Origin of the sequence: Flavobacterium maritimum (assembly GCF_040049085.1) — a bacterium.
In the GTDB taxonomy this organism is placed as follows: Bacteria; Bacteroidota; Bacteroidia; order Flavobacteriales; family Flavobacteriaceae; genus Flavobacterium; species Flavobacterium maritimum.
Genome location: NZ_JBDLZY010000001.1, coordinates 371,269 through 395,299, shown reverse-complemented (window position 1 = coordinate 395,299; position 24,031 = coordinate 371,269). Strand labels below are relative to the sequence as shown.

24 protein-coding genes and 1 tRNA gene are annotated in these 24,031 nt (G+C 33.5%); 13 read left to right on the top strand and 12 right to left on the bottom strand.

Annotated features, from left to right (window positions below; translation table 11 throughout):
- Nucleotides 1–33: 33 nt before the first annotated feature.
- A complete protein-coding gene (locus ABEB23_RS01720; protein WP_348810647.1) occupies nt 34–735 on the top strand; it encodes a hypothetical protein in 702 nt (233 codons plus the stop codon).
- A 12-nt stretch (nt 736–747) separates the two neighbouring features.
- Here the strand turns inward: ABEB23_RS01720 and ABEB23_RS01715 are convergent, their stop codons facing one another.
- The 3 genes from ABEB23_RS01715 to ABEB23_RS01705 form a co-directional block, all read right to left on the bottom strand.
- Nucleotides 748–1,470, bottom strand: a complete 723-nt coding sequence (locus ABEB23_RS01715) for a hypothetical protein (protein WP_348810646.1) — start codon at nt 1,468–1,470, stop codon at nt 748–750.
- Between the two features lie 100 nt (nt 1,471–1,570).
- Entirely contained in the window at nt 1,571–3,997 is a 2,427-nt protein-coding gene (locus tag ABEB23_RS01710; RefSeq protein WP_348811123.1) for a TonB-dependent receptor, read from the bottom strand.
- Between the two features lie 54 nt (nt 3,998–4,051).
- Nucleotides 4,052–5,749 carry a M23 family metallopeptidase gene (locus tag ABEB23_RS01705; protein ID WP_348810645.1) on the bottom strand — a complete coding sequence of 566 codons (1,698 nt, stop codon included), beginning with the start codon at nt 5,747–5,749 and terminating at the stop codon, nt 4,052–4,054.
- Nucleotides 5,750–5,927: 178 nt separating this feature from the next.
- Here ABEB23_RS01705 and ABEB23_RS01700 point away from each other — a divergent pair, with 178 nt between their 5' ends.
- The 3 genes from ABEB23_RS01700 (at nt 5,928) to rny (ending at nt 8,295) form a co-directional block, all read left to right on the top strand.
- Entirely contained in the window at nt 5,928–6,218 is a 291-nt protein-coding gene (locus ABEB23_RS01700) for a coiled-coil domain-containing protein (protein WP_348810644.1), read from the top strand.
- Nucleotides 6,219–6,227: 9 nt separating this feature from the next.
- Nucleotides 6,228–6,521 carry a cell division protein ZapA gene (locus tag ABEB23_RS01695; protein WP_348810643.1) on the top strand — a complete coding sequence of 98 codons (294 nt, stop codon included), beginning with the start codon at nt 6,228–6,230 and terminating at the stop codon, nt 6,519–6,521.
- A gap of 208 nt (nt 6,522–6,729) precedes the next feature.
- Nucleotides 6,730–8,295: a ribonuclease Y gene (rny, locus tag ABEB23_RS01690; RefSeq protein ID WP_348810642.1), complete on the top strand. Its 1,566-nt coding sequence runs from the start codon at nt 6,730–6,732 to the stop codon at nt 8,293–8,295.
- A 115-nt stretch (nt 8,296–8,410) separates the two neighbouring features.
- Here rny and ABEB23_RS01685 read toward each other — a convergent pair whose 3' ends face one another.
- A complete protein-coding gene (locus tag ABEB23_RS01685) occupies nt 8,411–8,614 on the bottom strand; it encodes an ATP-binding protein (protein WP_348811122.1) in 204 nt (67 codons plus the stop codon).
- A gap of 31 nt (nt 8,615–8,645) precedes the next feature.
- Nucleotides 8,646–9,542, bottom strand: coding sequence for a site-specific tyrosine recombinase XerD (gene xerD / locus ABEB23_RS01680; protein ID WP_348810641.1), 897 nt, complete (start codon nt 9,540–9,542; stop codon nt 8,646–8,648).
- A 273-nt stretch (nt 9,543–9,815) separates the two neighbouring features.
- Between xerD and ABEB23_RS01675 the strand changes: the two genes are divergently transcribed.
- Nucleotides 9,816–10,358 (top strand): porin family protein, encoded by a 543-nt coding sequence (locus ABEB23_RS01675; protein WP_348810640.1) that lies wholly within the window; start codon nt 9,816–9,818, stop codon nt 10,356–10,358.
- A 74-nt stretch (nt 10,359–10,432) separates the two neighbouring features.
- Here ABEB23_RS01675 and ABEB23_RS01670 read toward each other — a convergent pair whose 3' ends face one another.
- Entirely contained in the window at nt 10,433–11,035 is a 603-nt protein-coding gene (locus ABEB23_RS01670) for an outer membrane beta-barrel protein (protein WP_348810639.1), read from the bottom strand.
- Nucleotides 11,036–11,261: 226 nt separating this feature from the next.
- On the opposite strand from ABEB23_RS01670, the gene aroQ reads away from it, so the two are divergent.
- A complete protein-coding gene (aroQ, locus tag ABEB23_RS01665; RefSeq protein ID WP_348810638.1) occupies nt 11,262–11,675 on the top strand; it encodes a type II 3-dehydroquinate dehydratase in 414 nt (137 codons plus the stop codon).
- Between the two features lie 95 nt (nt 11,676–11,770).
- Entirely contained in the window at nt 11,771–14,260 is a 2,490-nt protein-coding gene (locus ABEB23_RS01660; protein WP_348810637.1) for a DUF5686 and carboxypeptidase regulatory-like domain-containing protein, read from the top strand.
- A 116-nt stretch (nt 14,261–14,376) separates the two neighbouring features.
- Here ABEB23_RS01660 and ABEB23_RS01655 read toward each other — a convergent pair whose 3' ends face one another.
- The 4 genes from ABEB23_RS01655 to ABEB23_RS01640 all read right to left on the bottom strand — a co-directional run bounded on the left by ABEB23_RS01655 (nt 14,377) and on the right by ABEB23_RS01640 (nt 17,772).
- Nucleotides 14,377–15,243 carry a cation diffusion facilitator family transporter gene (locus tag ABEB23_RS01655; RefSeq protein WP_348810636.1) on the bottom strand — a complete coding sequence of 289 codons (867 nt, stop codon included), beginning with the start codon at nt 15,241–15,243 and terminating at the stop codon, nt 14,377–14,379.
- 113 nt (nt 15,244–15,356) lie between these two features.
- Nucleotides 15,357–16,667, bottom strand: coding sequence for a UDP-N-acetylglucosamine 1-carboxyvinyltransferase (gene murA, locus ABEB23_RS01650; protein WP_348810635.1), 1,311 nt, complete (start codon nt 16,665–16,667; stop codon nt 15,357–15,359).
- Nucleotides 16,668–16,765: 98 nt separating this feature from the next.
- Entirely contained in the window at nt 16,766–17,473 is a 708-nt protein-coding gene (locus ABEB23_RS01645) for a DUF4290 domain-containing protein (RefSeq protein WP_348810634.1), read from the bottom strand.
- Between the two features lie 2 nt (nt 17,474–17,475).
- The gene (locus ABEB23_RS01640) at nt 17,476–17,772 is read right to left on the bottom strand and encodes a DUF493 domain-containing protein (protein WP_348810633.1); all 297 of its coding nucleotides are present in this window, start codon (nt 17,770–17,772) and stop codon (nt 17,476–17,478) included.
- 160 nt (nt 17,773–17,932) lie between these two features.
- Between ABEB23_RS01640 and ABEB23_RS01635 the strand changes: the two genes are divergently transcribed.
- From ABEB23_RS01635 to ABEB23_RS01615, 5 genes are all read left to right on the top strand, one after another.
- Nucleotides 17,933–18,472 carry an AAA family ATPase gene (locus ABEB23_RS01635; RefSeq protein WP_348810632.1) on the top strand — a complete coding sequence of 180 codons (540 nt, stop codon included), beginning with the start codon at nt 17,933–17,935 and terminating at the stop codon, nt 18,470–18,472.
- Between the two features lie 50 nt (nt 18,473–18,522).
- On the top strand, nt 18,523–20,418 hold the full coding sequence (locus ABEB23_RS01630; protein WP_348810631.1) for a RecQ family ATP-dependent DNA helicase: 1,896 nt from the start codon (nt 18,523–18,525) through the stop codon (nt 20,416–20,418).
- Complete coding sequence (gene fmt / locus ABEB23_RS01625) at nt 20,418–21,365, top strand: methionyl-tRNA formyltransferase (RefSeq protein ID WP_348810630.1); 948 nt, start codon at nt 20,418–20,420, stop codon at nt 21,363–21,365. Before ABEB23_RS01630 ends, fmt begins: the two co-directional genes overlap by 1 nt.
- Before the next feature lie 179 nt (nt 21,366–21,544).
- On the top strand, nt 21,545–21,817 hold the full coding sequence (locus tag ABEB23_RS01620) for an HU family DNA-binding protein (RefSeq protein WP_348810629.1): 273 nt from the start codon (nt 21,545–21,547) through the stop codon (nt 21,815–21,817).
- 117 nt (nt 21,818–21,934) lie between these two features.
- Nucleotides 21,935–22,495, top strand: coding sequence for a YqgE/AlgH family protein (locus ABEB23_RS01615; protein ID WP_348810628.1), 561 nt, complete (start codon nt 21,935–21,937; stop codon nt 22,493–22,495).
- Here ABEB23_RS01615 and ABEB23_RS01610 read toward each other — a convergent pair.
- Nucleotides 22,492–23,328 (bottom strand): aminotransferase class IV, encoded by an 837-nt coding sequence (locus ABEB23_RS01610; protein WP_348810627.1) that lies wholly within the window; start codon nt 23,326–23,328, stop codon nt 22,492–22,494. The genes ABEB23_RS01615 and ABEB23_RS01610 overlap by 4 nt on opposite strands.
- Nucleotides 23,329–23,383: 55 nt before the next feature.
- Nucleotides 23,384–23,776: an START-like domain-containing protein gene (locus ABEB23_RS01605; RefSeq protein WP_348810626.1), complete on the bottom strand. Its 393-nt coding sequence runs from the start codon at nt 23,774–23,776 to the stop codon at nt 23,384–23,386.
- Nucleotides 23,777–23,932: 156 nt separating this feature from the next.
- Here ABEB23_RS01605 and ABEB23_RS01600 point away from each other — a divergent pair.
- Nucleotides 23,933–24,006 (top strand) — tRNA-Met (locus ABEB23_RS01600).
- The last annotated feature ends 25 nt before the right edge of the window (nt 24,007–24,031 follow it).

Here is a 24,031-nt window from a genome sequence, read left to right as displayed (position 1 = left end):
TGTTGAATTATGAATGAAAATTTAAAATAAAAAATGTACCTCAATAATCCAAACATAAAACTTCCTGATGATTCTGATACTATTGTTTGGAAATATCTGGACTTATCAAAATTTCTCGATTTGTTGCTGTCTAAAAAATTATTCATGTCCCGTTCCGATAAATTTGAGGATCAGTATGAAGGCACTTTTAGCGAGCCTACCTATGAAGAAATCAGGAAATTGGCCACCGACAATCCTGACTTCTTAAATTATTACAAAACTCATCGGGAAAGAGTCGCTATCAGCAGTTGGCATATCAATGAATATGAATCGTTTGCCATGTGGCAGATTTTTACACAAAACAGCGAAGGACTGGCTATTCAATCTACAATTAGTAGACTACAGAAGGCATTGGTACCGGAAACCAATTTCAATCAATACATCGGAGAAGTCAATTATATCGATTACAAAAAAGAATATATTCCGTTTGACGATATGTTTTTCCCCTTTTTGTTCAAAAGAAAAAGCTTTCAATATGAGCGTGAGGTACGTATCATTTCAGATATTTCCGAAAGCAAAATTAAACTTAATGATGGTTTAAAAATCAATGTGGACATTAATCAATTGATTGAAAAAATCTACATCCATCCTAAATCAGAAAACTGGTATAAAAATTTAGTAATTCAATTGGTCTCAGAATTGGGTTTCAATTTTGAGATTGAAAAATCAGATCTTGAAAGTGATATCTTGATTTAGACTATTAAAAACCTAAACCGGTTTATAACCAATCACCTTCCATTCATTACCCGACAAATCGATATAATTGTAATGCACCACATCTTTTTTATCGAATTGTCCGTTTTTATTGGTATCCTCAACCGTTCTAAAATACAAACGGTTTTTTGACTCGATCAGATTCCAATCAATTATTTCCTGAAAATCACTAGAAATTTTAGTTAATTTCTCACCGCTGATTTTACTTAAATACAAAGCTTTAATATCACTGGTATCCAGCTTTCCATCCTTATTTGTATCGATATCAACCATAGTATATACCATGATTTGTTTATTGATTTTATCGGAAACCGATTTTAAGTAGGTAGCCGTTAGAATTAAAGCAGGCTTATCTGTCAAAGCAGTTATGGAATCAGAGTCTATTTTTTGAAACTTTAAATTTTGCAAATAGCCCGTAATCTCATATTGTGCCACATTAGAAATGGTGAAGCTCAAATCGTTGACACTTGAAGAACCATAAGTATTTTTGGTCCTTTTTTCAAAAATACTCAAATCCCCAACCGGATGAATCAAATAATGGGTTCCTTCCATTTGAATTGGCAAATCGGCAATTTCTATTTGAGTCGAATCGATTTTAGTGATTTCTCTTCCTTTATTTGTGGTATCGTAAATTACTCTTGGCTTTTCAGCATCTTCTTTACAACTGCCTAAAAGTAAAAGAGTCATTCCGAATAATACTATATGTATTTTTTTCATGTTGCGTACTATTAAAAAATAAATTCAAATGTAATCATTTTTAAAAATGCTTTTGATTTCTACAATTCATTTATTTCATTAAAATAATTTAGAATCATTGCTATAACCTCGCATTCAGTTTAATATTAAAAACTCTGGTGGTCATATAATTTGGAATTGCGTACTGGGTTTTAGAATATACATCCCGAACCCAAGTGTTTGTAATTGCGTTCTGATTGTCAAAAAGGTTGAAAATTTCTAAACCGATAGCCAATTCCTTAAAATCCTTAAACCAACTCTTATCAGATACTTTAGTGGTATTATCTATAAAGACTTTCGAAAAACCAATATCAGCACGGCGGTAATCATTCAATCTATTTTGATACAAATAAGGATCCGCATATGCTGGAGACCCGCCTGGCAGACCGGTATTGTAAACCAAATTCAAATATAATTTTATACTTGGAATATTAGGCATATAATCCTGAAACAAAAGTCCAAATTTCAATCTTTGATCTGTTGGTCTGGCAATATATCCTCTGTCATTACTGTTTTCTTCTGTTTTCAAATAACCAAAACTTATCCATGATTCGGTGCCCGGAACAAATTCCCCATTCAAACGAAGATCCAATCCTTGCGCGTAAGCTATGGCGTCATTAGAAGCAGCATAACGGATCCGAACATTATCAATAGTGTAAATATTTACATCGGTCATTGATTTGTAATACAGTTCAGAAACCAGTTTGAAAGGTCGGCTCCACATTTTGAAATTATAATCATTCCCCAAAACCAAATGAACTGATTGTTGCGCCTTCGTATTGGGTTGTACCACTCCATCAGCATCCCGCAACTCCCTGTAAAAAGGCGGTTGATGGTATAAACCTCCGGAAAGTCTGAAAATCATATCCTTTTCCCAATCGGGTTTTATGGCAAACTGGGCTCTCGGACTAAAAGTAGTCTGCATTTTCCCTTCAGTATTTTGTCCGGAAACTTCCCAATTGTGAAATCGTGCGCCTGCATTATACCAAACCTCGCTCGTCCCAATAGTACTCTTCAAACTCCATTGCGCATATCCCGAAAATCTGTTGATGTCATTGAAATTAGTAGCTCGTACATTCTGATAAGGAACTAACGGACCTGTGTACGATGAATAGGGTTGATCATTCTTTGGCAAAATAACAATGGGTGGATTTATAGAAAACCCTGCAGAATCAATTACTTCCCATTCTACAATTCGATCACGAATAGATTCCCGGGTGTATTTAACTCCCCATTCAAATTGATTTTTTTTCCATTCTTGAAATCCTTTCAGTTCCGCGTTTATGATTAAAGCATCCAAATCATTACGGGCATGATTCAATTGCGAACCAATTCCTCTTGAAAAGGAAACATCCCCGTAGGTTTCCGAACCAATATTCGAATCTACTTCTCCTAAACGATATTGAGCTAAAATATCAAAATATTCCTGCTCCAAAGTTTGAAACACTGAACCTATAAATTTTAAAGTAAACGCATCTGAGGCTTTAAACGTTGTTTTGATGGCTCCAAAATAGGTATCGTATTTATCTTTTTCCTGTCCTTCATAATAAACAGAAAGCGCCATAGGCTCATCAATTGTCCCAAAATTAGTTTGACGGGTCAAGGGCTGGTATTGGTATTTATTTTGAGAAATATTTCCCAAAAAACTCCATTGCCATTTTGAGGAAGCCTGATAATTTACATTGGTTTGAATATCTGCAAATGTTGGTGTATAGTTGGTTTGCGTTTCCTGACTATCTACTAAAAGACTATTATTACGGTATCTTACACCTGTAATCGCAGACCATTTTTTATTTTTAGAAACAGCATCAGCAGAAACGCTTCCTCCCAAAAAACTAGCTTCAAGCGTTGCACCAAATTGTGTGGGGTTTCTATACGTGATATCCAAAACTGAGGAAAGTTTGTCCCCAAATTTTGCTTGAAATCCTCCCGCAGAAAAATCAATATTCTGAACCAAATCCGTATTGGTAAAACTCAAACCTTCTTGCTGTCCTGAACGAATAAGAAAGGGGCGATACACTTCTATTTCATTTACGTAGACTAAGTTTTCGTCATAATTTCCACCACGTACAGCGTATTGGGTACTCAATTCATTATTCGAATTCACACCCGGTAAAGTTTTTAAAATATTTTCAATCCCAGCATTGGCTCCTGGAATTTTTCGCAGGATTTCAGGCTCTATTGTTGTAACTCCTTCAACCCGTTTTCTATTTTCTGAAGTGATGATAACTTCTCCCATTTGTTCTTCACGATCACTCATCACAGGATTGAATTCATAGGACTCATTTGATTTCAAAGTAATCGATACGGTTGTTTTTTTTAAAGAAACATGAGAAAACACGATCACTGCCATTTTATTGGCAGGAACAGTTATTTCATAAAATCCATTGGCATTAGATTGAGTACCTGCTCCCAAACAAGAGACATTTACATTCTCGACGGCTTGGTTATTTTTATCAAGAATAATTCCTTTTACAATTGCAGTTTGGGCAAAAGACACAAACCCCATCCAAGAAAAAAAGAAAACAAATATTATTTTGGAGACACTCAAGCGATTTACTTTTTATTTTTTTTGACTTCTAAAAAATCGAGTCTCAAAGATAGTTGAATTTCCTACATTATCGATTACAACTACTTTTAAATCGTTGGCTCCTTCGGCAACAATACCATCGTTGAAATCATGGGTTATTTTTTTTGTTTTATTATCATATTCCATTAATATCCATTTCCCGTTCAAATAGCCATTATAGGATTTAATTCCCGATAAGGAATCGCTAATGGTAAATTGAATATTTTTTTCATTAGTCAGCCATTTCCCTTCGATAGGATTTGAAATTGTAATTTTCGGCGCTATAGTATCCATAACCAAAGCATATTGTCCTAAGGTTTTTACTTTAGTACTAAAAATGCTGTCTTTTCGAAATGTTGAATTGTAACTGATATTTTTCCCTTGAATTCTCCCGATAAATATTTTCTGTCGCTGCTCTTCGAAATATTTAGAGTCTTCAATTGAAATCGTAAAATTAGTATGGGCCGGAACCGTATCCTCATGAAGAAATAAGGTGTCGTTTTTTACATCGAAATTCAATTCAAAATCATCATAGAAGGTTCCCGCAGGAAAGAAAACTGACATGTTATCTTTAACAAAATTATTATCTTTATCAGATTTTATAAAATAATCGGAAGCGATAGGTTCCGGTTGTATAATAGCGGGAAGCGAATCAAATTCAATAGGAATGGAAACCATGGTCTGATTCCCCAAAAAATCTGAGACCTCGATACGGCATACAGAAGACAAATTAGGAACTACCATTGGAATCCCAAAAGTTTCATCTGTGACTATAAAACTCAACTTATACGGTTTTTTCATAAACAATTTCTGAACCCTTTGTTGTGTCTTTTTATACCTTGAATAATCAATCAGTGCATTTACATAACGCATGTCGTCAAAAGAATAGGTATCTAATTGATAACTAAAATTAGGTTTCCCATTAAAAAAAGACTGAACTTTATACACCCCGTTTTTATTAAAAGAAACATCATCATAATCAAAAGTACTAATCCCGAAACCAATTTTACCATTAGTAACTACCTTATCAGACAGATAGGTTCCATCATTTTGCAAAGACAAATTCAATAAAATAGGACGCTTTGATTGATTAACTGTCGTGTTAATATCCAGCGGATAAACGTACACGCCTGAAAGAACAGGTTTTTTAGTATCTTTTATGAATTTATCAAACCCGAAAAGCATTGGATTAATAATGAACTCAGTTTTTGAATCCCTAAATTCAAAATGTAAATGAGGCCCTTCCGAAGCACCAGTATTTCCGGAAAAAGCAATTACTTGTCCTTTTTTGACTAGCAACTCATCCGGTTTATAAAACACTTCTATTTCAAAAGATTCTTTTTTATAATGCTCTTGTTTGATAAAACTTTCAATCGTGTCGGTCGCTCTTTGCAAATGAGCATAAACAGATGTATAACCATTAGGATGTGTAACATATATAGTCTTACCATTACCAAAAGTAGAAATTTTTATTCTTGACACATATCCATCAGCGACCGCATAAACTTTCAATCCCTCCCTTTGCAAGGTTTTAAAATCAAAACCCGCATGAAAATGATTGGGTCTTAATTCTCCAAAATTGCCAGACAATTCCATCGGAATCGAAAGTGGCGGACTAAAATAATCCTGCGGATAATTGGTTTGTGCAAAAACAGAACCTCCGAATAATATAAAAAACACAAAAAATCTCATTGAATACATTTTTGCTAAGATAAAAGAAAGCGCTTAATAAAAAAACACAAAACAACACAAATGACAACATATTGAATATCAATTCGTTATTTTTTTTAATGTAAAAAAACAGATAAATTATTGCAATAATAAAAAGGAATACTAACTTTGTAAGATTAAGTAATGAATAGGATTAATAATGAGTGTAATTGCAGAAATAATTGATACTCTTGAAAATAAGATTGGTAAACTTTTCTTGAAAATAAAAAGTTTAGAAAAAAACAATCAAGATTTAAAAATAGAATTAACAAATGCTGCAACCATCATACAAATGCAATCCCAAGAGATTGAAATGCTCAAAAAGCAATATGAAACACTTAAAATTGCCAATACATTACTAGGCAGTGACGATAATAAAAGAGATACAAAGCTTAAAATAAATTCATTAATTCGTGAAATTGATTACTGTATAGCCCAGCTGTCAGATTAGTAAAAAATTATGGACGAAAAGCTTAAAATTAAAATATCAATAGCAGATAGAGTTTACCCTCTAACGGTTGAACTATCTCAAGAAGAAGGGCTTCGGAGCGCTTCTAAAAAAATTGATATGATGATAAAGCAATTTGAAGAAAATTATGCCGTTCGTGATAAGCAAGACGTTTTGGCCATGTGTGCCCTACAATTTGCTTCACAATCCGAACAAAAAAATATTGATAGCACCTCAGACGGTGAAGTCGCCATTGAAAGAATAAAAAAACTCAATGCGCTTTTAGATCAATATCTCGATAATTAAACGTTCTTTACATAGACTAAGATACTGCCTACATTAGTTCATATTTGGTAAACTCAACACTAACAATTTAGAATGAGCAAATCATCACTACTAAAGCATGCCACGCTCCGGCGAGGAAACTTGAACAGTGAGTTAGCTCAAAACTTGTCTTTTCGAGTTTATTCAAGCAATCTAATGTAGGCTTTTTTATATATAAATTTTAACAAACATGGACAACATATTAACGATTATTATTACCGGAATTATAGGGATAGCAGGAGGTTTTGGTATAGCCAAAATCATAGAAAAAAGCAACATTTCCAATCTAATTAAAAATGCAAAAAAAGAAGCAGCTTCTATTTTAAAAGACGCTAATCTTGAGGCAGAAAACATTAAAAAAGACAAAATTCTTCAAGCAAAAGAGAAATTTATCGAATTGAAAGCTGAACACGAACAAGTAATTCTATCTCGTGACAAAAAAGTAGCGGAAGTGGAAAAAAGAGTTCGTGATAAAGAATCTCAAATTTCAAATGAATTGGCTAAAGCCAAAAGAGTTAATGATGATTTTGAAACTAAAACCCTTGAATACGCAGCCAAAATTGAAACTTTAGACAAAAAACAAGCTGAAGTAGATAAATTACATAAAAGCCAACTACAACAATTAGAAGTAATTTCTGGTTTGTCTGCCGATGAAGCAAAAGAGCAATTGGTAGAAGGCTTAAAAGCGGAAGCTAAAAGTAAAGCCATGTCTCATATCCAAGATACTATCGAGGAGGCTAAACTCACCGCACAGCAAGAAGCGAAAAAAATCATCATCAATACTATTCAAAGAGTAGGGACAGAAGAAGCGGTGGAAAACTGTGTTTCTGTTTTCAACATTGAATCAGATGATGTAAAAGGAAGAATTATTGGTCGTGAAGGTAGAAACATTAGAGCGTTGGAAGCAGCAACAGGTGTTGAAATTATTGTAGATGACACTCCTGAAGCAATTATCCTTTCTTGCTTTGACCCTGTGAGAAGAGAAATAGCCCGTTTGGCATTACACAAATTAGTAACAGACGGTCGTATTCACCCAGCCCGTATCGAAGAAGTGGTTGCTAAAACCGCCAAACAAATTGACGATGAAATTATAGAAGTTGGAAAACGTACCGTTATCGATTTAGGAATTCACGGCTTACATCCGGAATTGATTAAAGTTGTAGGACGTATGAAATACCGTTCTTCTTATGGTCAAAACTTATTACAACACTCCCGAGAAGTTTCTAAGCTTTGTGGTATCATGGCAGCTGAATTAGGATTGAATGTAAAATTAGCCAAAAGAGCCGGTTTACTTCATGATATAGGGAAAGTGCCTGACACAGAAAGTGATTTACCTCACGCTTTATTAGGAATGCAGTGGGCTGAAAAATATGGTGAAAAAGAAGAAGTATGTAACGCGATTGGAGCACACCATGATGAAATAGAAATGAAATCTTTATTATCACCAATTATCCAGGTTTGTGATGCAATTTCAGGTGCAAGACCGGGTGCAAGAAGACAAGTTCTTGACTCTTACATTCAACGTTTAAAAGATTTAGAAGAAGTGGCTTATGGTTTTAGTGGAGTGAAAAATGCTTATGCAATTCAAGCCGGTAGAGAACTTCGTGTTATCGTGGAAAGCGAAAAAGTTTCTGACGACAATGCGGCTACCTTATCATTTGAAATATCTCAAAAAATCCAAACGGAAATGACTTATCCTGGTCAAGTAAAAGTTACTGTAATTAGAGAAACCAGAGCGGTGAACATCGCAAAATAAAAACACCAATTAATAAAAAAAACTTCTCTTAACGGGAAGTTTTTTTTTTGGCCTTTAGTTTTGGAAGCCACAGTCTAATCAACTTTAGAAAATTTAGGTAAAAAAGATTCAAATATTAATCATTAAAAATGACTTTAAAGGTAGTTCCCTCTCCTACTTTGCTACTAACAGCAACTTTCCCTTTCATGGCTTCAATTTGATTTTTTGTAATATATAACCTTATCCCCTGAACGTCCTTATGCTTATGAGATGTCTTATACAAACCAAATAACATTTCTCCATGTTTATCCAAATCAATCCCTAAACCATTATTAGCTATGCTTAAAACCTTTCAATCGCATCGGCAGAAACTATTTCCTTGGATGAAATGCATGAATTACTTCTGTTAAATATTTCCTGTCCAAATGGACATAAATTTCCGTTGTGGTAATTGATTCATGGCCTAACATCAATTGAATAGATCGTAAATCAGCTCCATTTTCCAGAAGATGCGTAGCGAAAGAATGTCGCAAGGTATGCGGACTAATACTTTTATTTAATTCTGTCTTGACTGCTAAATCTTTAATAATAGTAAAAATCATTGCTCTGGTCAGTTGGCTCCCTCTTCTATTCAGAAACAGAGTATCTTCAAACCCTTTTTTTATAGTCAAATGATTTCTTACTGTATTTCTATAAATTTCAATATATTTCTGGGTTAAATCCCCAATAGGAACAAAACGCTGTTTATTGCCTTTTCCGGTAATCTTAACAAAGCCTTCCTCAAAAAATAAATCAGAAATCTTTAATGAAATTAATTCTGAAACGCGCAGTCCACAACCATATAAAGTCTCCAACATTGCCCTATTTCGTTCCCCTTCATTCGATGTTAAATCAATAGCAGAAATAAGCGCATCAATTTCAGCAACAGATAAGGTATCTGGCAGTTTTCTACCTGTTTTTGGTGCTTCAATTAGCTCCAAAGGATTGTCTGATCGATAATCTTCAAATATCAAATAACTGAAAAAACTTTTAAGTCCCGATAGTATCCTGGCTTGAGATCTTGGATTTACCTGTTTCGAAACATTATAAATGAACTGCTGGATAGTTTCTTCCTCAATTTTAAGTGGTGAAACAACAATTTCATTTTGAGTCAGAAATTGACACAGTCTTTCTATATCGAAAGAATAATTATCGATGGTGTTTTTTGACAAACCTCGTTCGATTTTCAGATACGATTGATAATTCTTTATATAGCTGCTCCAATTCATAAAACAAAGTAAACCATTTTTTAGACATAAAAAAACCTTCACCATTGCGAGAAGATTGAAAATATTATATTTCAAAAAAATAGAAATACGTTGTCATAAAAGTATTGATTACCAATAAGATTCAACTACACCACCCCCTGCAATAAAATTTATCGCATTAAAAATGAAAGAGAGTTACCGTTAAATTCCCAAAAGAGCTCTAGGATTAAAGCAATAAAACCAGTACTATTGAGTTTTTATGTTACAAATCATGTTTAAAAATTCAAAAAAATTATGAAAAAAATCATTGTCCTATTCGTTTTTATTTTTGCTTCATCAGTAAACGTTCAAGCACAATTACTTAAATTAGGGTTAAAAGGCGGTTTAAATTATTCTAACCTTACTGGCTCTGAAATTCAAACTGATGCCTTAACCAGCTATCACATAGGTGCTGTTGCAGAAATTAAACTTGCTGAAAAATTTGCAGTACAACCTGAACTATTGTACTCAACACAAGGCGCAACCTACAAAACCATTTTAGGAGATATTGACAATGAATTGGGTTATTTATCGATTCCGGTATTGGCAAAAATTTATTTAAACAATACAATAAGTTTAGAAATGGGACCCCAAGCTTCCTTTTTATTAAGCGAAAAAAACGATTTTGATATTGAAAATCAGAACACTTTTGATTTTGCCGTTGCTGCGGGTTTAGGTGTTAATCTCACTAAAAACATTTTTATCCAAGGTCGTTATGTTTTGGGATTAACAGAAGTTTCTACAACTGCCGATACTAAAAACTCTGTTTTACAATTATCAGCTGGTTTTATGTTTTAAGGAAAAATTTCAGTTACAAAAAAAAACCACGCTGTTTGCGTGGTTTTTTTTTATAAATATTGCTCAAAAAAACATTACCATTTATATAATAAACCAAATTTTGGCTGAGCGAAAATATTATTAAATAAATTAATATTGATAACCAAGTCATCAGTACTTTCGCCATTTTCCGGATTAGCATTATTATAACTCAAAATCTCCGCTAAAGTAAATGTAGCGGCCCATTTTGGAGTGAAAAAATAATTGATCCCTAAATCAATATTTGCTTTAATTCCATTATTATTTTCAGAACTATTATCCAGATACTCGAGTTTAGTATGATTATAACCTACACCAGCTTCTCCGTATGCTTTAAAATTTTTTAATTCTAAGAAATAATATCTTACAAAACCACCGATACCATAAGAATTCGATTTATCAAGGCCATTACTGTTTGGCAAATAGGTTGTAGCTGAAACATTTAAATCCCCACCTACAGCTAATTTTTCTGATAAAAAATATCCAAATTTTGGCGTCAATGCAAAATAATCATCATTACTGTCCCCAGTAGTTAATGAAATCCCCCCTTCAAGCCACATATCCCCTTTTGAGAAAGTTGCTTTTTTTATTTCCGAATCTTGAGCATTAGCATATGCAAATGCTAAAACTGTTGCTACAGTTAAAAAAACTTTTTTCATTTTGTTTGGTTTTTATATGTTAATTCTGCACAAATATAAAATAAAAACCAAAAATAAAACACATTTTAAATATAAATTTCCTACTAATAATAAAAACAATTAAAACTAACAATCTGTTAAACAATAACATAACCAAAATTTAACGTTCTTATATCAATACACACATTATTTTACTGCTGAACACTATAAATTAGAACGCTTTTTTTATTTTTACAAAAAATGAATTATGAAAATTTGTATCATCAACGGTCCTAATCTGAACCTTTTAGGAAAACGTGAACCTGAAGTTTATGGCAGTCAAACTTTTGAAGACTATTTTGAAACCTTGAAATCAAAGTTCCCACAAGTGGATTTGACTTATTACCAAAGTAATATTGAAGGGGAATTAATTGGAAAAATTCAGGATGTTGGATTTTCATACGACGGAATCATCCTAAATGCAGGAGCCTATACTCATACCTCAATAGGAATTGGTGATGCGATAAAAGCCATAACAACACCTGTAATTGAAGTGCATATCTCAAACACTTTTTCCCGTGAAAGTTTTAGACATCAATCCTATATTTCAGGCAATGCGAAAGGAGTTATTCTAGGATTTGGATTAAAGAGTTATGAATTAGCAATTCAGTCATTCTTATAATTAACCAAGCTTAACTTACATAAATTTCAATTTTTAACAAAATATTAAGGCATTCCTCTTAAGCATAATCTATTTTTGTGAAAGAAAAAACTTTCATGAGAAACACCTATTTATTTTTATTTTTTTTAATAAGCTTTTCAAATTTTGCTCAGGTCAAAGGAACTGTCACAGATACGAAAGGTAATCCATTACCATTTGTAACCATTTTTGAAGCAAACACCTATAATAGTACCACTTCAAATGAGCAAGGAAATTATGAACTGAACATAAAAACAACAGGAAAACATTCAATTGTATTCCAATATTTAGGATTCAAAACCCAAAAAACAGCATTACTGACAGAAAAATTTCCGCATACTCTAGATATTAAAATGGATGAGGAAAACTATACTTTAAATGAAGTAGTGATTAATCCTAAAAATAATCCTGCCAATGCCATCATAAAAAATGCAATTGCAAGTAAGAAGGAAAATGAGCAAAATACAGCTCGTTTTAAAGCCGATTTTTATTCGCGAGGTATTTTTAAACTAAAAAATTTGCCAAAGAAAATTTTAGGAATGAAAGTAGATATTGGTGATGATTTAAGCTCTAATTTAGATTCCACCGGAACTGGCATCTTATATTTATCCGAAACCGTTTCTAAAATCACTTTTGAGAAACCTGACAATTTTAAAGAGAAAATCATCGCTTCCAAAATCTCCGGAAATGATAAAGGTTACAGTTACAATACTGCAGAATCAACCATTTATGATTTTTACGACAACACATTATCCTTTGGATTAAATATCATTTCTCCTATCGCAGACAATGCTTTCAATTATTACAAATACAAACTTGAGGGGACTTTTTTTGATGAAAACAATCATCAGATCAATAAAATAAAAGTGATTCCAAAACGCGATAAAGAACCTGTTTTTGAAGGTTACATCTATATTGTTGATGACAGTTGGGCCATTTATGCAATAGACCTTGATATAAAAGGCTACCGAATGAAAGATGAATTTACGGATTCGATGACCTTAAAACAAAGCTTCAGCTACAACTCTAAAGCCAAAATCTGGTCTAAAAGTTCCCAAAGTTTGGCTTTTACAGCCGGTTTCATGGCTATTAAATTTTCAGGCAAGTTCAATTATGTGTATAGTAATTATGAATTTCAGGATACTTTTGATAAAAAAACATTTGGAAATGAAATCGTAAGTTTTGAAGAAAATGCCAACAAAAAGGACATTGATTTTTGGAACACAAACAGACCTATTCCTTTAACGGACGAGGAAGCTGATGATTACATAAAAAAGGACAGTCTCTACAAAATTCGAAATTCAAAAAAATACTTGGATTCGATCGACGCAAAGGGAAATAAATTTAAGGTATTTGATATCCTTGCCGGCTATACCTACAAAAACAGCTCGAAAAAACACTCTTTTAGCTACGATGGATTACTTAACATTAACTCATTGGCCTTTAATACCGTTCAAGGCTGGAATTTAGATTCTGGTTTTAGTTTCAAGAAATGGAATGATGATAAAGGAAAAAACACTACCATAAGTACTAAATTCAATTATGGTTTTTCTGATGATCGCTTGAGGATTTCCGGACTATACAATCACCAATTCAACAATCAAAATTACGCCTACCTAACTGTTTCCGGCGGAACCACAGTCCAACAGTTCAATCCTAACGAACCGATCAGTAATTTGATAAACACGATCAGTACTTTGTTTTTTAAGGACAATTACATGAAATTATACAATCTGGAGTTTGCCAGAATTATGTATAGTCAAGATGTTGCTAACGGGATTAACCTTAGCGGAAAACTTGCATTCGAGCAACGAAAACCACTGTTCAACACGACTGATTATACTTTCATAAAAAGTGATGATCTATATACGTCAAACAATCCTTTAGATCCAAACGATTATACAAATCCTGGTTTTGAGAAACATAGTTTAGCAAAGATGAGTCTGAATGCGACAATTTATTTTGGAAATAAATATATCTCCCGTCCAGATGGAAAATTCAATATTCGCAATCCAAAATACCCAAAATTACTTTTGAATTATGAAAAAGGATTTGCAGCTACCGAGAAAAAATATGAATTTGACAAGATAAGTTCCAGCGTCGTTTATGATCTCAGTTTAGGTAATAAAGGAAATCTTGGACTGAATATCGTAGCTGGTAAATTCTTTAATGCCTCAAACATTTCGTTCATCGATTACAGACATTTCAACGGAAACAAAACCCATATTGGTGATTCTAATCGATACCTGGATGTTTATAATTTATTACCTTATTACACTAACAGCACAAATAACAGCTACTTTGAATTACATTCAGAATACAATGATCAGGGTTTTATCATGAACAAAATTCCACTTATAAATAAATTAAAATCAAGTTTAATTGTAGGAGTTCATAATCTTGCGGTACCCCATTCAAAACCCTATTCAGAGCTTACTGTTGGTTTAGACAATCTCGGTTTTGGCAAATTTAAAATGTTCCGAGTAGACTATATTCGCTCGTATCAAAACGGCTTTATGGGAGACGGTGTCATTTTTGGTTTGAAATTTTTAAATATTCTAGAATAGAATTTAAAAGGAAAAGAACTCAAAAATCCATCTATTCGCCTATTTCAAATAAAACAAAAAAAAAGTCCCAAAGCTTTTGCGATGGGATTTTTTGTTTTTAGAATTGGACAATCAGGCTAATTCGGTTCTACATGAATTAAAACATGTCCTAATTCCGGAATTTCTCTTCTCAATGTATCTTTAAGCAAATGGGCTAAATCATGTCCTTCCTTTACTGTAATGTTTGCGTCTACACGAGCGTGAAGATCCACATGGTATTTCATTCCTGATTTGCGGATAAAACATTTTTCTGTATCTATAATTCCCTCCACTTCATGAGAAACCTTTCTAATTTCTTCAATTAAATCATCATTCAGATGCTCATCCATAATTTCTCCTAAGGCTGGTCTAAAAATCAGATAACTGTTATACAATATAAAGCCGGAAGCAAAAAGTGCCGCCCAATCATCTGCTGATTCGTATCCTTTACCCAAAACCAATGCAATCGTTATCCCCATAAAAGCAGCAACTGATGTTATAGCGTCACTCCTATGGTGCCATGCATCAGCTTTCAGCGATGAACTGTTTGTTTCTTTACTTCGTCTCATAACCACCCGAAAAGAGTATTCCTTCCAAATAATGATCGATCCCAAAACCAGTAAAGTCCATGATTTTGGCAATTCGTGAGGAGTTCCTATATTAAGAATACTTTCGTAAGCAATAATTGTTGCAGAAGTAATTAAAAAGCCAACTACCAAAAAAGTAATTAACGGTTCTGCCCGACCGTGCCCATAGGGATGATTATCATCTGCCGGTTTATTAGAATATTTAATTCCAAACAAAACCAAACAAGAAGCAAGAATATCGGTCGTTGATTCAATCGCATCTGCAATCAAGGCATAGGAATTTCCAAAAAAGCCCGCTACCCCTTTTATTATAGCCAGAGAGGTATTACCAATTATGCTAAAATAAGTCGCTTTGATTGCGGTTTGTTCTTTTGACATTACAAGTTTTTCTTTAGGTTTAAAATAAATATCGCTTAAATAAATCTTTTTACTGTAATTCCTTCAAGGGAATAAAAGACTTATTTAAACGATATCTTATAAAAAAAATTGAGTTAAGCTCTTATGATCTTAGCTCCTATTGCTCTTAATCGTTCATCAATTCGCTCATATCCTCTGTCGATTTGCTCAATGTTTTGAATGGTACTGGTACCTTTTGCAGAAAGCGCTGCGATTAATAAGGATATTCCGGCACGAATATCTGGCGAAGACATAGTAGTAGCTTTTAGTTGTGATTTAAAATCATGTCCAATAACTACCGCTCGGTGCGGGTCACACAACATAATTTTGGCTCCCATATCGATTAATTTATCCACGAAAAACAAACGGCTTTCGAACATTTTTTGGTGTATCAAAACATCTCCTTTTGCTTGTGTGGCAACAACTAAAACAATGCTCAATAAATCCGGTGTAAATCCAGGCCATGGAGCATCTGCAATGGTTAAAATAGAACCGTCGATATCTGTTTTTACTTCATATCCATTTACATGGGCAGGAATGTAAATATCGTCTCCTTGTTTTTCTATAGTAATTCCTAATTTTCTAAATGTATTAGGAATAATTCCTAAATTTTCCCAACTCACATTTTTTATGGTAATCTCTGATTTAGTCATAGCTGCCAAACCAATCCAGCTCCCTATTTCAACCATATCCGGAAGAATTCTGTGTTCACAACCTCCAAGACTTTCAACACCCTCAATGCTTAATAAATTAGATCCAACCCCAGTGATTTTAGCTCCCATAGAGTTCAACATTTTACATAATTGTTGCAAATAAGGTTCGCAAGCAGCATTGTAAACAGTTGTTTTCCCTTTAGCTAAAACAGCTGCCATAACAATATTGGCGGTTCCAGTTACAGATGCTTCATCAAGTAACATATCAGTACCTGCCAATCCTTCAGGAGCTTCAACTCCATAAAAATGATCTTCTCTGTTGTATCTGAATTTAGCACCTAAATTGATAAATCCTTCAAAGTGTGTATCCAATCTTCTACGTCCGATTTTATCTCCTCCTGGTTTTGGGATATACCCTTTTCCAAAACGTGCCAAAAGTGGCCCAACGATCATAATAGAACCTCGAAGAGAACCACCTTCTTTTTTGAAAGCCTCTGTTTCCAGATAATCTACATTTACCTCATCAGCTTGAAAAGTATAAGATCCAGGTCCAATTTTTTGAATTTTGACACCCAAATTCCCCAACAGGGTAATCAATTTATTGATATCGATGATATCAGGAATATTATTGATTGTTACCTTTTCTGGAGTAAGTAATACCGCACAAAGTATTTGCAAAGCTTCATTTTTCGCTCCTTGTGGTGTGATTTCTCCTTTTAGAGGAATACCTCCTTCGATTTTGAAAATTCCCATATTCTTATTTTAAGGTTCTGAGGTGCTAAGTTACTGAGGTTTGTAATAAGTTTTATAACTTAGAACCTTAGCATCTTAGCACCTCTTTTTATTTTTGATTATTTTTTTTGAAAAGGTTTTGATTTTCCCGTTTTGTTATTCTTGTTACTTTGAATTTTCGGTTGACCGGCCGGTGTAATTTTATTTGAAATTCGCTTGTTAGTACGCAATAAATCTGTCGTATTCAACAATTCTTCAGTACTTTGAAGCATATTCAATTTGCCATCGGACAACTCATATAAATGCTCAAAAATCACATCGTCTTTCACAGTGTCTTTATTCCAACTCAAATAGGATTTTTTCATGTGATTGGCAATCACTTTTACCAATGCATTTTTCATTTCACCCTCTTCCCATTTATTGGCAACATCAATCATGTATTTAATGTTATTGCCATAATATCTGTATTTTGGGAAATTCTGCGGATATTTTAAAGCGTCCGGCTTTAGTTGCAATACTTCACGGGAAGGAATGGGATATGGAGATTCCACATCCAGTTTAAAATCGGACATAATAAACAATTGATCCCATAATTTGTGCTGAAAATCTGGCACATCTCGCAAATGAGGATTCAAACTTCCCATAACCTGAATGATGTATTTTGCCGCTTTGTTGCGTTCTTCAGCATCTTCGATTACAGTAGCCTGATCAATCAGTTTTTGCAAATGACGACCATACTCAGGAATAATCAAATGCGATCTTTCAGCATTGTATTCCAAATGATGAACGACATCATTTGCATTTTCTTTTGTGTATTTTGAATTCATATTTATAAGGAAACTATACCTTCGATTACGGAGACTTCTATGTACTTATCAACTATTTCTTGTGCATCCTTCATTTGGACATCAACAGATATACTGGTAAATTTACCGGTTCTTGACTTGGTTGTTTTTATAACAGCTCCCATACAGTCAAAAGCCATTTCAACACGTTCAATGTTTTCTTCTGAAGTCGGCACAATAAACTTAAATAAATACAAGGCAGGCCAAGTATTATTCATATCCAACTCCACTTTTAATCTTTCGTAAAACTCAGCGATCTCTCTCTCTTTATCTTTATCCATGCTTAAATTAAAAAATAAACGCAAATATACGGTATTGATTTTAGATTTGGGAATTCGGATTAAGGATTTAGGTTATTTTTAAAACTAAAGGTAATTATATATTTTAATTATTTTTCAAATCCCAATAACTTTAGGTAAATTTGCCCCTTATTTTTGAAAAGTGCAGAAAGAAATTATAGTTATTATTGGCGGACCAGGATCCGGAAAAACCACTATTATCAACCAATTGGTCACAAATGGATATTGCTGTTACCCTGAAATCTCCAGACAGGTAACCCTTGAAGCACAAAAAAAAGGAATTGAGCAATTATTCTTAAAAAACCCTTTATTATTCAGCGAGTTACTTCTTGAAGGCCGAAAAAAGCAATTTGAAAATGCCTGTAACGAACCTCATGAAGTGGTGTTTCTGGACAGAGGAATTCCGGATGTTTTAGCCTACATGCATTATATTGGGGACAGTTATCCCTCTTTTTTTGATGCCGCGTGCAGAGAACATACCTATTCAAAAATCTTTATTCTTCCGCCTTGGGAGGAAATTTATGTGAGCGACCAAGAGCGCTACGAAAACTACGAACAAGCTAAACTCATTCATAATCACCTTACAGAAACCTACCAAAATTACGGATACGAACTCATCGAAGTCCCTAAAGATAGTGTGGATAACAGAATTCTTTTTATCTTAGATAAAATTTCTAACTAATTTACGATTTCTGCGACACCATGAAATCTGATTCCTAAAATCGGGAATGTATGCAAACAGCATTATCAATTCTTCAAAAATATTGGAAACACGATCAATTCAGGTCACTTCAAAACGAAATCATTGATTCTGTTTTAAATGGCCAGGATACCTTTGCCCTAATGCCAACAGGCGGAGGAAAATCAATATGTTTTCAGGTGCCCGCAATGATGAAAGAAGGAATCTGCTTAGTCATCTCCCCTCTTGTGGCCCTGATGAAAGATCAAGTAGCCAATTTACAAAAGAAAGATATAAAAGCAATTGCATTGACGGGAGGCATCAAATCAAATGAAATGATTGACCTTTTAGACAATTGTCAATTCGGAAATTATAAATTCCTATACGTATCGCCGGAAAGACTGCAATCGGATTGGATTTTGGATCGAATAAAAAGCCTACCCATAAATCTGATTGCGATTGATGAGGCTCATTGTGTTTCGCAATGGGGACACGACTTCAGACCAGCATATTTAAAAATTTCCAACTTAAAAAAACATTTTCAGAAAGTCCCTTTTTTGGCTTTAACGGCGACCGCAACTCCAAAAGTCAAAGAAGACATCATAAAAGAGCTGGGATTACAAAACCCGCAAATTTTTCAGAAATCATTTGCCAGAGCCAACATCGCTTATATGGTTTTTGAAGTTGAAGACAAACTTTTTAGAATAAAACAAATACTTACTAAAAATCCACAACCGTCAATCATATATGTGAGAAACCGAAAATCCTGTTTAGATATTGCCGGCCAATTACAAGCAATGGGATTTAAGGCTACCTATTATCATGGAGGGCTTACACCAAAAGAAAAAGATAAAAACATGCAATTGTGGATGCAGGAAGAGGCACAGGTTATCGTGGCCACCAATGCATTTGGAATGGGAATTGACAAAGCCAATGTAAAAACGGTCATCCATATCCAGTTACCCGAAAATATTGAAAATTATTATCAGGAATCGGGACGCGCAGGGCGAAACGGTGAAAAATCATATTCTGTTTTACTAACCAGTCCTTCAGATATTTTTCAAGCAGAAAATCAATTCATCCGCAACCTTCCGGATAAAGCCTTTCTGAACACTATGTATGTTAAGTTATGTAATTATTTCCAAATTGCCTATGGAGAAGGAATTAACCAACAATTTGCATTTAATTTAAACCATTTTTGTCTGAGATATGAATTTCCTGCGGTAAAAACCTTTAATGCTTTGCAATTTCTGGACAGACAAGGCGTTATCAATTTGTCTCAGGAATTTTCAGAAAAAATTAGTATGCAGTTCCTTATCCCCTCGAAAGAGGTTATTCGCTATATCAGTTTAAATCCAAACGACGAGGAAATTATACTGACCATATTACGAACCTATCCAGGCATCTACGAAATGCAAACTCCTTTTAACCTACAACTGATTGCAAAAAAATCAAATCATAAGGAAAGCGAAGTTCATGCTGTTTTACAAAAATTAAAAGAAAAAGACATTATTGAATACCATTCTAAAAACAATGATGCCACATTAATTTTTAATGAAATAAGAGAAGATGAAAGAACTATCAATAGAGTTTCTAAATATTTAGAAAAGCAAAATCAGCTTAAAAAAGAACAATTAAAAGCTGTTCTTTTTTATGTCAATGAAAAAAAGACTTGCAAAAGTAAATTGATTTTGGATTATTTTGGCGAAAAAACAGAAACTGATTGTGGCATATGCTCGTATTGCATAACTAAGAAAACAAGAAAAGCAGATATCACAGCACTTTCGCAAGAGATACTTACTATATTGAAAACAGAGTCTTTAAATTCCAGAGAAATACAAAATAGAACTAAAAACAATTCTGACGAGCTTATCTTTGCATTACAGGAATTATTAGAAAAAGAGTACCTGATCATAAATTCAAACAACAAATATTCAATAAAATCATAATGAAAAAATTACGAATTGTTTTTATGGGAACTCCGGAGTTTGCTGTTGGCATTCTGGATACCATAATCAAAAACAACTATGAGGTTGTTGGTGTTATTACTGCTGCAGACAAGCCTGCCGGACGTGGGCAAAAAATAAAATATTCTGCTGTAAAAGAATATGCGTTAGCCAATAACTTACCATTATTACAGCCGACAAACCTGAAAGACGAAAGTTTTTTAACCGAATTAAAAGAACTGAATGCCAATCTGCAAATTGTAGTAGCTTTCAGAATGTTGCCAAAAGTAGTTTGGGAAATGCCTGAATTGGGCACATTTAATCTTCATGCTTCACTTCTGCCTAATTATCGCGGTGCTGCACCTATAAACTGGGCCATCATAAATGGGGAAACAAAAACAGGAGTTACCACATTTTTTATTGATGACAAAATTGACACCGGTGCAATGATTCTTAGCGCAGAGACAGCTATTGAACCAACAGAAAATGCAGGTCAATTACACGACCGCTTAATGCATCTGGGAAGCAAGACAGTTATCGAGACTTTGACTTTGATCGAAAAAGGAAATGTCCCAACGACTATACAAGAAGACCCTGTCGATATAAAAACAGCTTATAAATTAAACAAAGAGAATTGTAAAATAGATTGGACAAAATCAGCTTTGGAAATAAACAACTTAATAAGAGGCTTAAGCCCTTATCCTGCTGCTTGGTGTTTTTTTGGGGATAATAATGAAGAATGGAACGTAAAAATTTATGAAGCTAAAATTATTTCTGAAGCGCATTCAAAAGCAATAGGAAGTCTGATTTGTACCAAAAAAGAAATGAAAATAGCGGTTGAAAATGGGTATATTCAAGTCTTAAGTTTACAATTTCCCGGTAAAAAGAGAATGAGCACTCCAGAATTGTTGAACGGAATCACTTTTTCTGAAAATGCAAAAGCCTACTAACATCAGTAAAAACGGGAGTTTATCAAGTATTTTCGACTAATAATCATTGCTTTATGAACAAAAAAAACAAGTTATTAACAAAACAGGCTAAATTTAGATAAAACGCTTGCAAGGAACATATTTCCTACTAAATTTGTGTATTAACAATTTTTTTAACCAACAATTAATAACTAATTATTATGAACAAGTCAGAATTAATCGACGCTATCGCTGCTGATGCAGGAATTACAAAAGCAGCAGCAAAATTAGCTTTAGAATCATTTTTAGGTAATGTAGGTGGTACCTTGAAAAAAGGTGGAAGAGTATCTTTAGTAGGTTTCGGATCTTGGTCAGTATCTTCTAGAGCTGCAAGAGACGGTAGAAATCCTCAAACAGGAAAAACAATTCAAATTGCTGCTAAAAACGTAGTGAAATTTAAAGCCGGTGCTGAATTAGAAGGAGCGGTAAACTAATTTAAGTTTTCCAAAATATACTTAAAACCTTCCTGATGGAAGGTTTTTTTATGCCTTTTGACGATTTTATTTGGATAACCACCCATTTATTTGTTAAATTTAATAAAAAATGAAGCCATGATTTCAGAAAAATTAAAAAAAGGACATTTACTTATTGCTGAGCCTTCTATAATTGGAGATTTATCATTCAATAGGTCCGTAATCTTATTAGCAGATCACGATGAAGAAGGCTCAGTGGGTTTTATTATTAATAAACCCTTAAAATATACTATTAACGATCTTGTGCCTGAAATTAAGGCTAATTTCAAAATCTATAACGGTGGTCCCGTCGAACAGGATAATCTCTATTTTATTCATAACATTCCAGAATTGATTCCTAATAGTGTCGAAATTTCAAATGGCATTTATTGGGGAGGTGATTTTGAATCGACAAAATCACTAATCAATAGCGGTCAAATAACAAAAGACAACATCCGCTTCTTTTTAGGTTATACCGGATGGGAAGAAAACCAACTGGAAAATGAAATGCATAACAATTCATGGATCATTGCCTCTAACACTTATGAAAATAAAATTTTAGGAAAATCGCCCACTCATTTCTGGAAAAAACAAATCATGGAACTAGGCGGAGATTATCTCATTTGGTCTAATGCCCCAGAGAATCCATATCTCAATTAATTCACACCTACAAATTCGTTCAATTTTAACAGCAATAGATGTGCTGTAGCGGTCGTATATTCTTTTTTTCGGTATTTTGTAATAGGCTGAATTCCTTTAATCACATTCGTAAGAAATAATTCATCTGCTTTTTGAAGATCAAAAGGAGAAATTACTTCTTCAACGACTTCAAGGTTTTCTATTGTTTTAGCTAATTCTAAAATTTGCTTTCTCATAACACCATTAATACACCCTTCTGAAACAGGGGGTGTACTTAGTTTATTTCCTTGTAACATAAAGATATTTCCCTGCAAAGCCTCTACAACATTCTTATTGTCGTTTAGTAAAATACAATTATCTAATCCATTTTCATTTGCAAAAATACTAGCTGTAACATTGATAATCCTGTTAGTAGTTTTTAAGGTAGATAGTAATTGCTTGCTTATATAAAAATCTTTGTATAAATCCACTTCATAATTTTTCTGATCAATTGAATACGCTTTTTCTAAAGCTATTGCATGAATCAAAAAAGAAATGATATTGTTTTTTGGCAAATAATATCCCCCATCATTTCTGTAAACCGTAATTCTGGCACGTGCTGAAGCCGAAATAGTATTATTATTAACCAGGGAGAGAATTTGCTCCTCAAAATATTCCATGGTAAAATTCATAGGTATTTCCATTCGAACAATACGCATCGAAGCCATTAATCTAAAATAATGGTCCTCTACAAAAAGGATTTTTCCATTTACTATCTTAACTGTTTCAAAAACCGCATCACCATATAAAAAAGCACGGTTTTGAGTTAATATATTTGACTCTTGTGCTACTATTGTTCCATTAAAATTAATCATAAAAAAAGCCCTAAATAAAATTTAGGGCAAATATATGTTATAAAATAGAATTTCACTACACAGAACCTATGAGATGTTTCAAATCTGAAATTTGATTCTCCCACAATTGGGTGGCTTCTTTAACTTCATCTTTATAGGCAAAATCAATAACCATCAAAGAGACATCTTTTGTAAGGTCATCTTCTAAAATATGTAATTCGAAAAAATACTCAGTATCCTTGTTATTCTCATCTACCCATTTGAATTTTACTTTTTCTCCTGATTTTTTTGAAGCAAGTCTTGCTTTTTCTTGGGAATCATTCCAAATGAAAGTAAAAAATTCTCCTCTTGAATTCACATTATCGGCAAACCATTCTGATAAACCTGAAGGTGTCGATATGTACTGATATAACAACTGAGGGGATGAATTTATGGGGAATTCGATTTCGTAACGTACTTTTTGATCCATGAGCTACAATTAATTTTTTGTGAAATATATAGAATATAAGTTCGAAAAAAAAGCATTTTCAAAAATATTTTTTTTTCTTTAAAATATACTTGCGAGCTATAATATTATTTTTATCTTTGCACCCGCATTGAGGAACAGCAGTCAGTTCTAAAACATGGCGAGGTAGCTCAGTTGGTTAGAGCGCAGGATTCATAACCCTGAGGTCACGGGTTCAACTCCCGTCTTCGCTACAAGAACAAACCCCTAAACATAAAC

Excerpts from the sequence above, each read along its gene's own strand:
- ABEB23_RS01695 (WP_348810643.1), top strand. The coding sequence starts at position 6,228 with ATGGACGAAAAGCTTAAAATTAAAATATCAATAGCAGATAGAGTTTAC.
- ABEB23_RS01700 (WP_348810644.1), top strand. The coding sequence starts at position 5,928 with ATGAGTGTAATTGCAGAAATAATTGATACTCTTGAAAATAAGATTGGT.
- ABEB23_RS01640 (WP_348810633.1), bottom strand. The coding sequence starts at position 17,772 with ATGGATAAAGATAAAGAGAGAGAGATCGCTGAGTTTTACGAAAGATTA.
- ABEB23_RS01610 (WP_348810627.1), bottom strand. The coding sequence starts at position 23,328 with ATGATTAATTTTAATGGAACAATAGTAGCACAAGAGTCAAATATATTA.
- ABEB23_RS01670 (WP_348810639.1), bottom strand. The coding sequence starts at position 11,035 with ATGAAAAAAGTTTTTTTAACTGTAGCAACAGTTTTAGCATTTGCATAT.
- rny (WP_348810642.1), top strand. The coding sequence starts at position 6,730 with ATGGACAACATATTAACGATTATTATTACCGGAATTATAGGGATAGCA.
- fmt (WP_348810630.1), top strand. The coding sequence starts at position 20,418 with ATGAAAAAATTACGAATTGTTTTTATGGGAACTCCGGAGTTTGCTGTT.
- ABEB23_RS01655 (WP_348810636.1), bottom strand. The coding sequence starts at position 15,243 with ATGTCAAAAGAACAAACCGCAATCAAAGCGACTTATTTTAGCATAATT.
- ABEB23_RS01630 (WP_348810631.1), top strand. The coding sequence starts at position 18,523 with ATGCAAACAGCATTATCAATTCTTCAAAAATATTGGAAACACGATCAA.
- aroQ (WP_348810638.1), top strand. The coding sequence starts at position 11,262 with ATGAAAATTTGTATCATCAACGGTCCTAATCTGAACCTTTTAGGAAAA.
- ABEB23_RS01645 (WP_348810634.1), bottom strand. The coding sequence starts at position 17,473 with ATGAATTCAAAATACACAAAAGAAAATGCAAATGATGTCGTTCATCAT.
- ABEB23_RS01720 (WP_348810647.1), top strand. The coding sequence starts at position 34 with ATGTACCTCAATAATCCAAACATAAAACTTCCTGATGATTCTGATACT.
- ABEB23_RS01715 (WP_348810646.1), bottom strand. The coding sequence starts at position 1,470 with ATGAAAAAAATACATATAGTATTATTCGGAATGACTCTTTTACTTTTA.
- ABEB23_RS01705 (WP_348810645.1), bottom strand. The coding sequence starts at position 5,749 with ATGAGATTTTTTGTGTTTTTTATATTATTCGGAGGTTCTGTTTTTGCA.
- ABEB23_RS01605 (WP_348810626.1), bottom strand. The coding sequence starts at position 23,776 with ATGGATCAAAAAGTACGTTACGAAATCGAATTCCCCATAAATTCATCC.
- ABEB23_RS01710 (WP_348811123.1), bottom strand. The coding sequence starts at position 3,997 with ATGGGGTTTGTGTCTTTTGCCCAAACTGCAATTGTAAAAGGAATTATT.
- ABEB23_RS01620 (WP_348810629.1), top strand. The coding sequence starts at position 21,545 with ATGAACAAGTCAGAATTAATCGACGCTATCGCTGCTGATGCAGGAATT.
- murA (WP_348810635.1), bottom strand. The coding sequence starts at position 16,667 with ATGGGAATTTTCAAAATCGAAGGAGGTATTCCTCTAAAAGGAGAAATC.
- ABEB23_RS01615 (WP_348810628.1), top strand. The coding sequence starts at position 21,935 with ATGATTTCAGAAAAATTAAAAAAAGGACATTTACTTATTGCTGAGCCT.
- ABEB23_RS01675 (WP_348810640.1), top strand. The coding sequence starts at position 9,816 with ATGAAAAAAATCATTGTCCTATTCGTTTTTATTTTTGCTTCATCAGTA.
- xerD (WP_348810641.1), bottom strand. The coding sequence starts at position 9,542 with ATGAATTGGAGCAGCTATATAAAGAATTATCAATCGTATCTGAAAATC.
- ABEB23_RS01660 (WP_348810637.1), top strand. The coding sequence starts at position 11,771 with ATGAGAAACACCTATTTATTTTTATTTTTTTTAATAAGCTTTTCAAAT.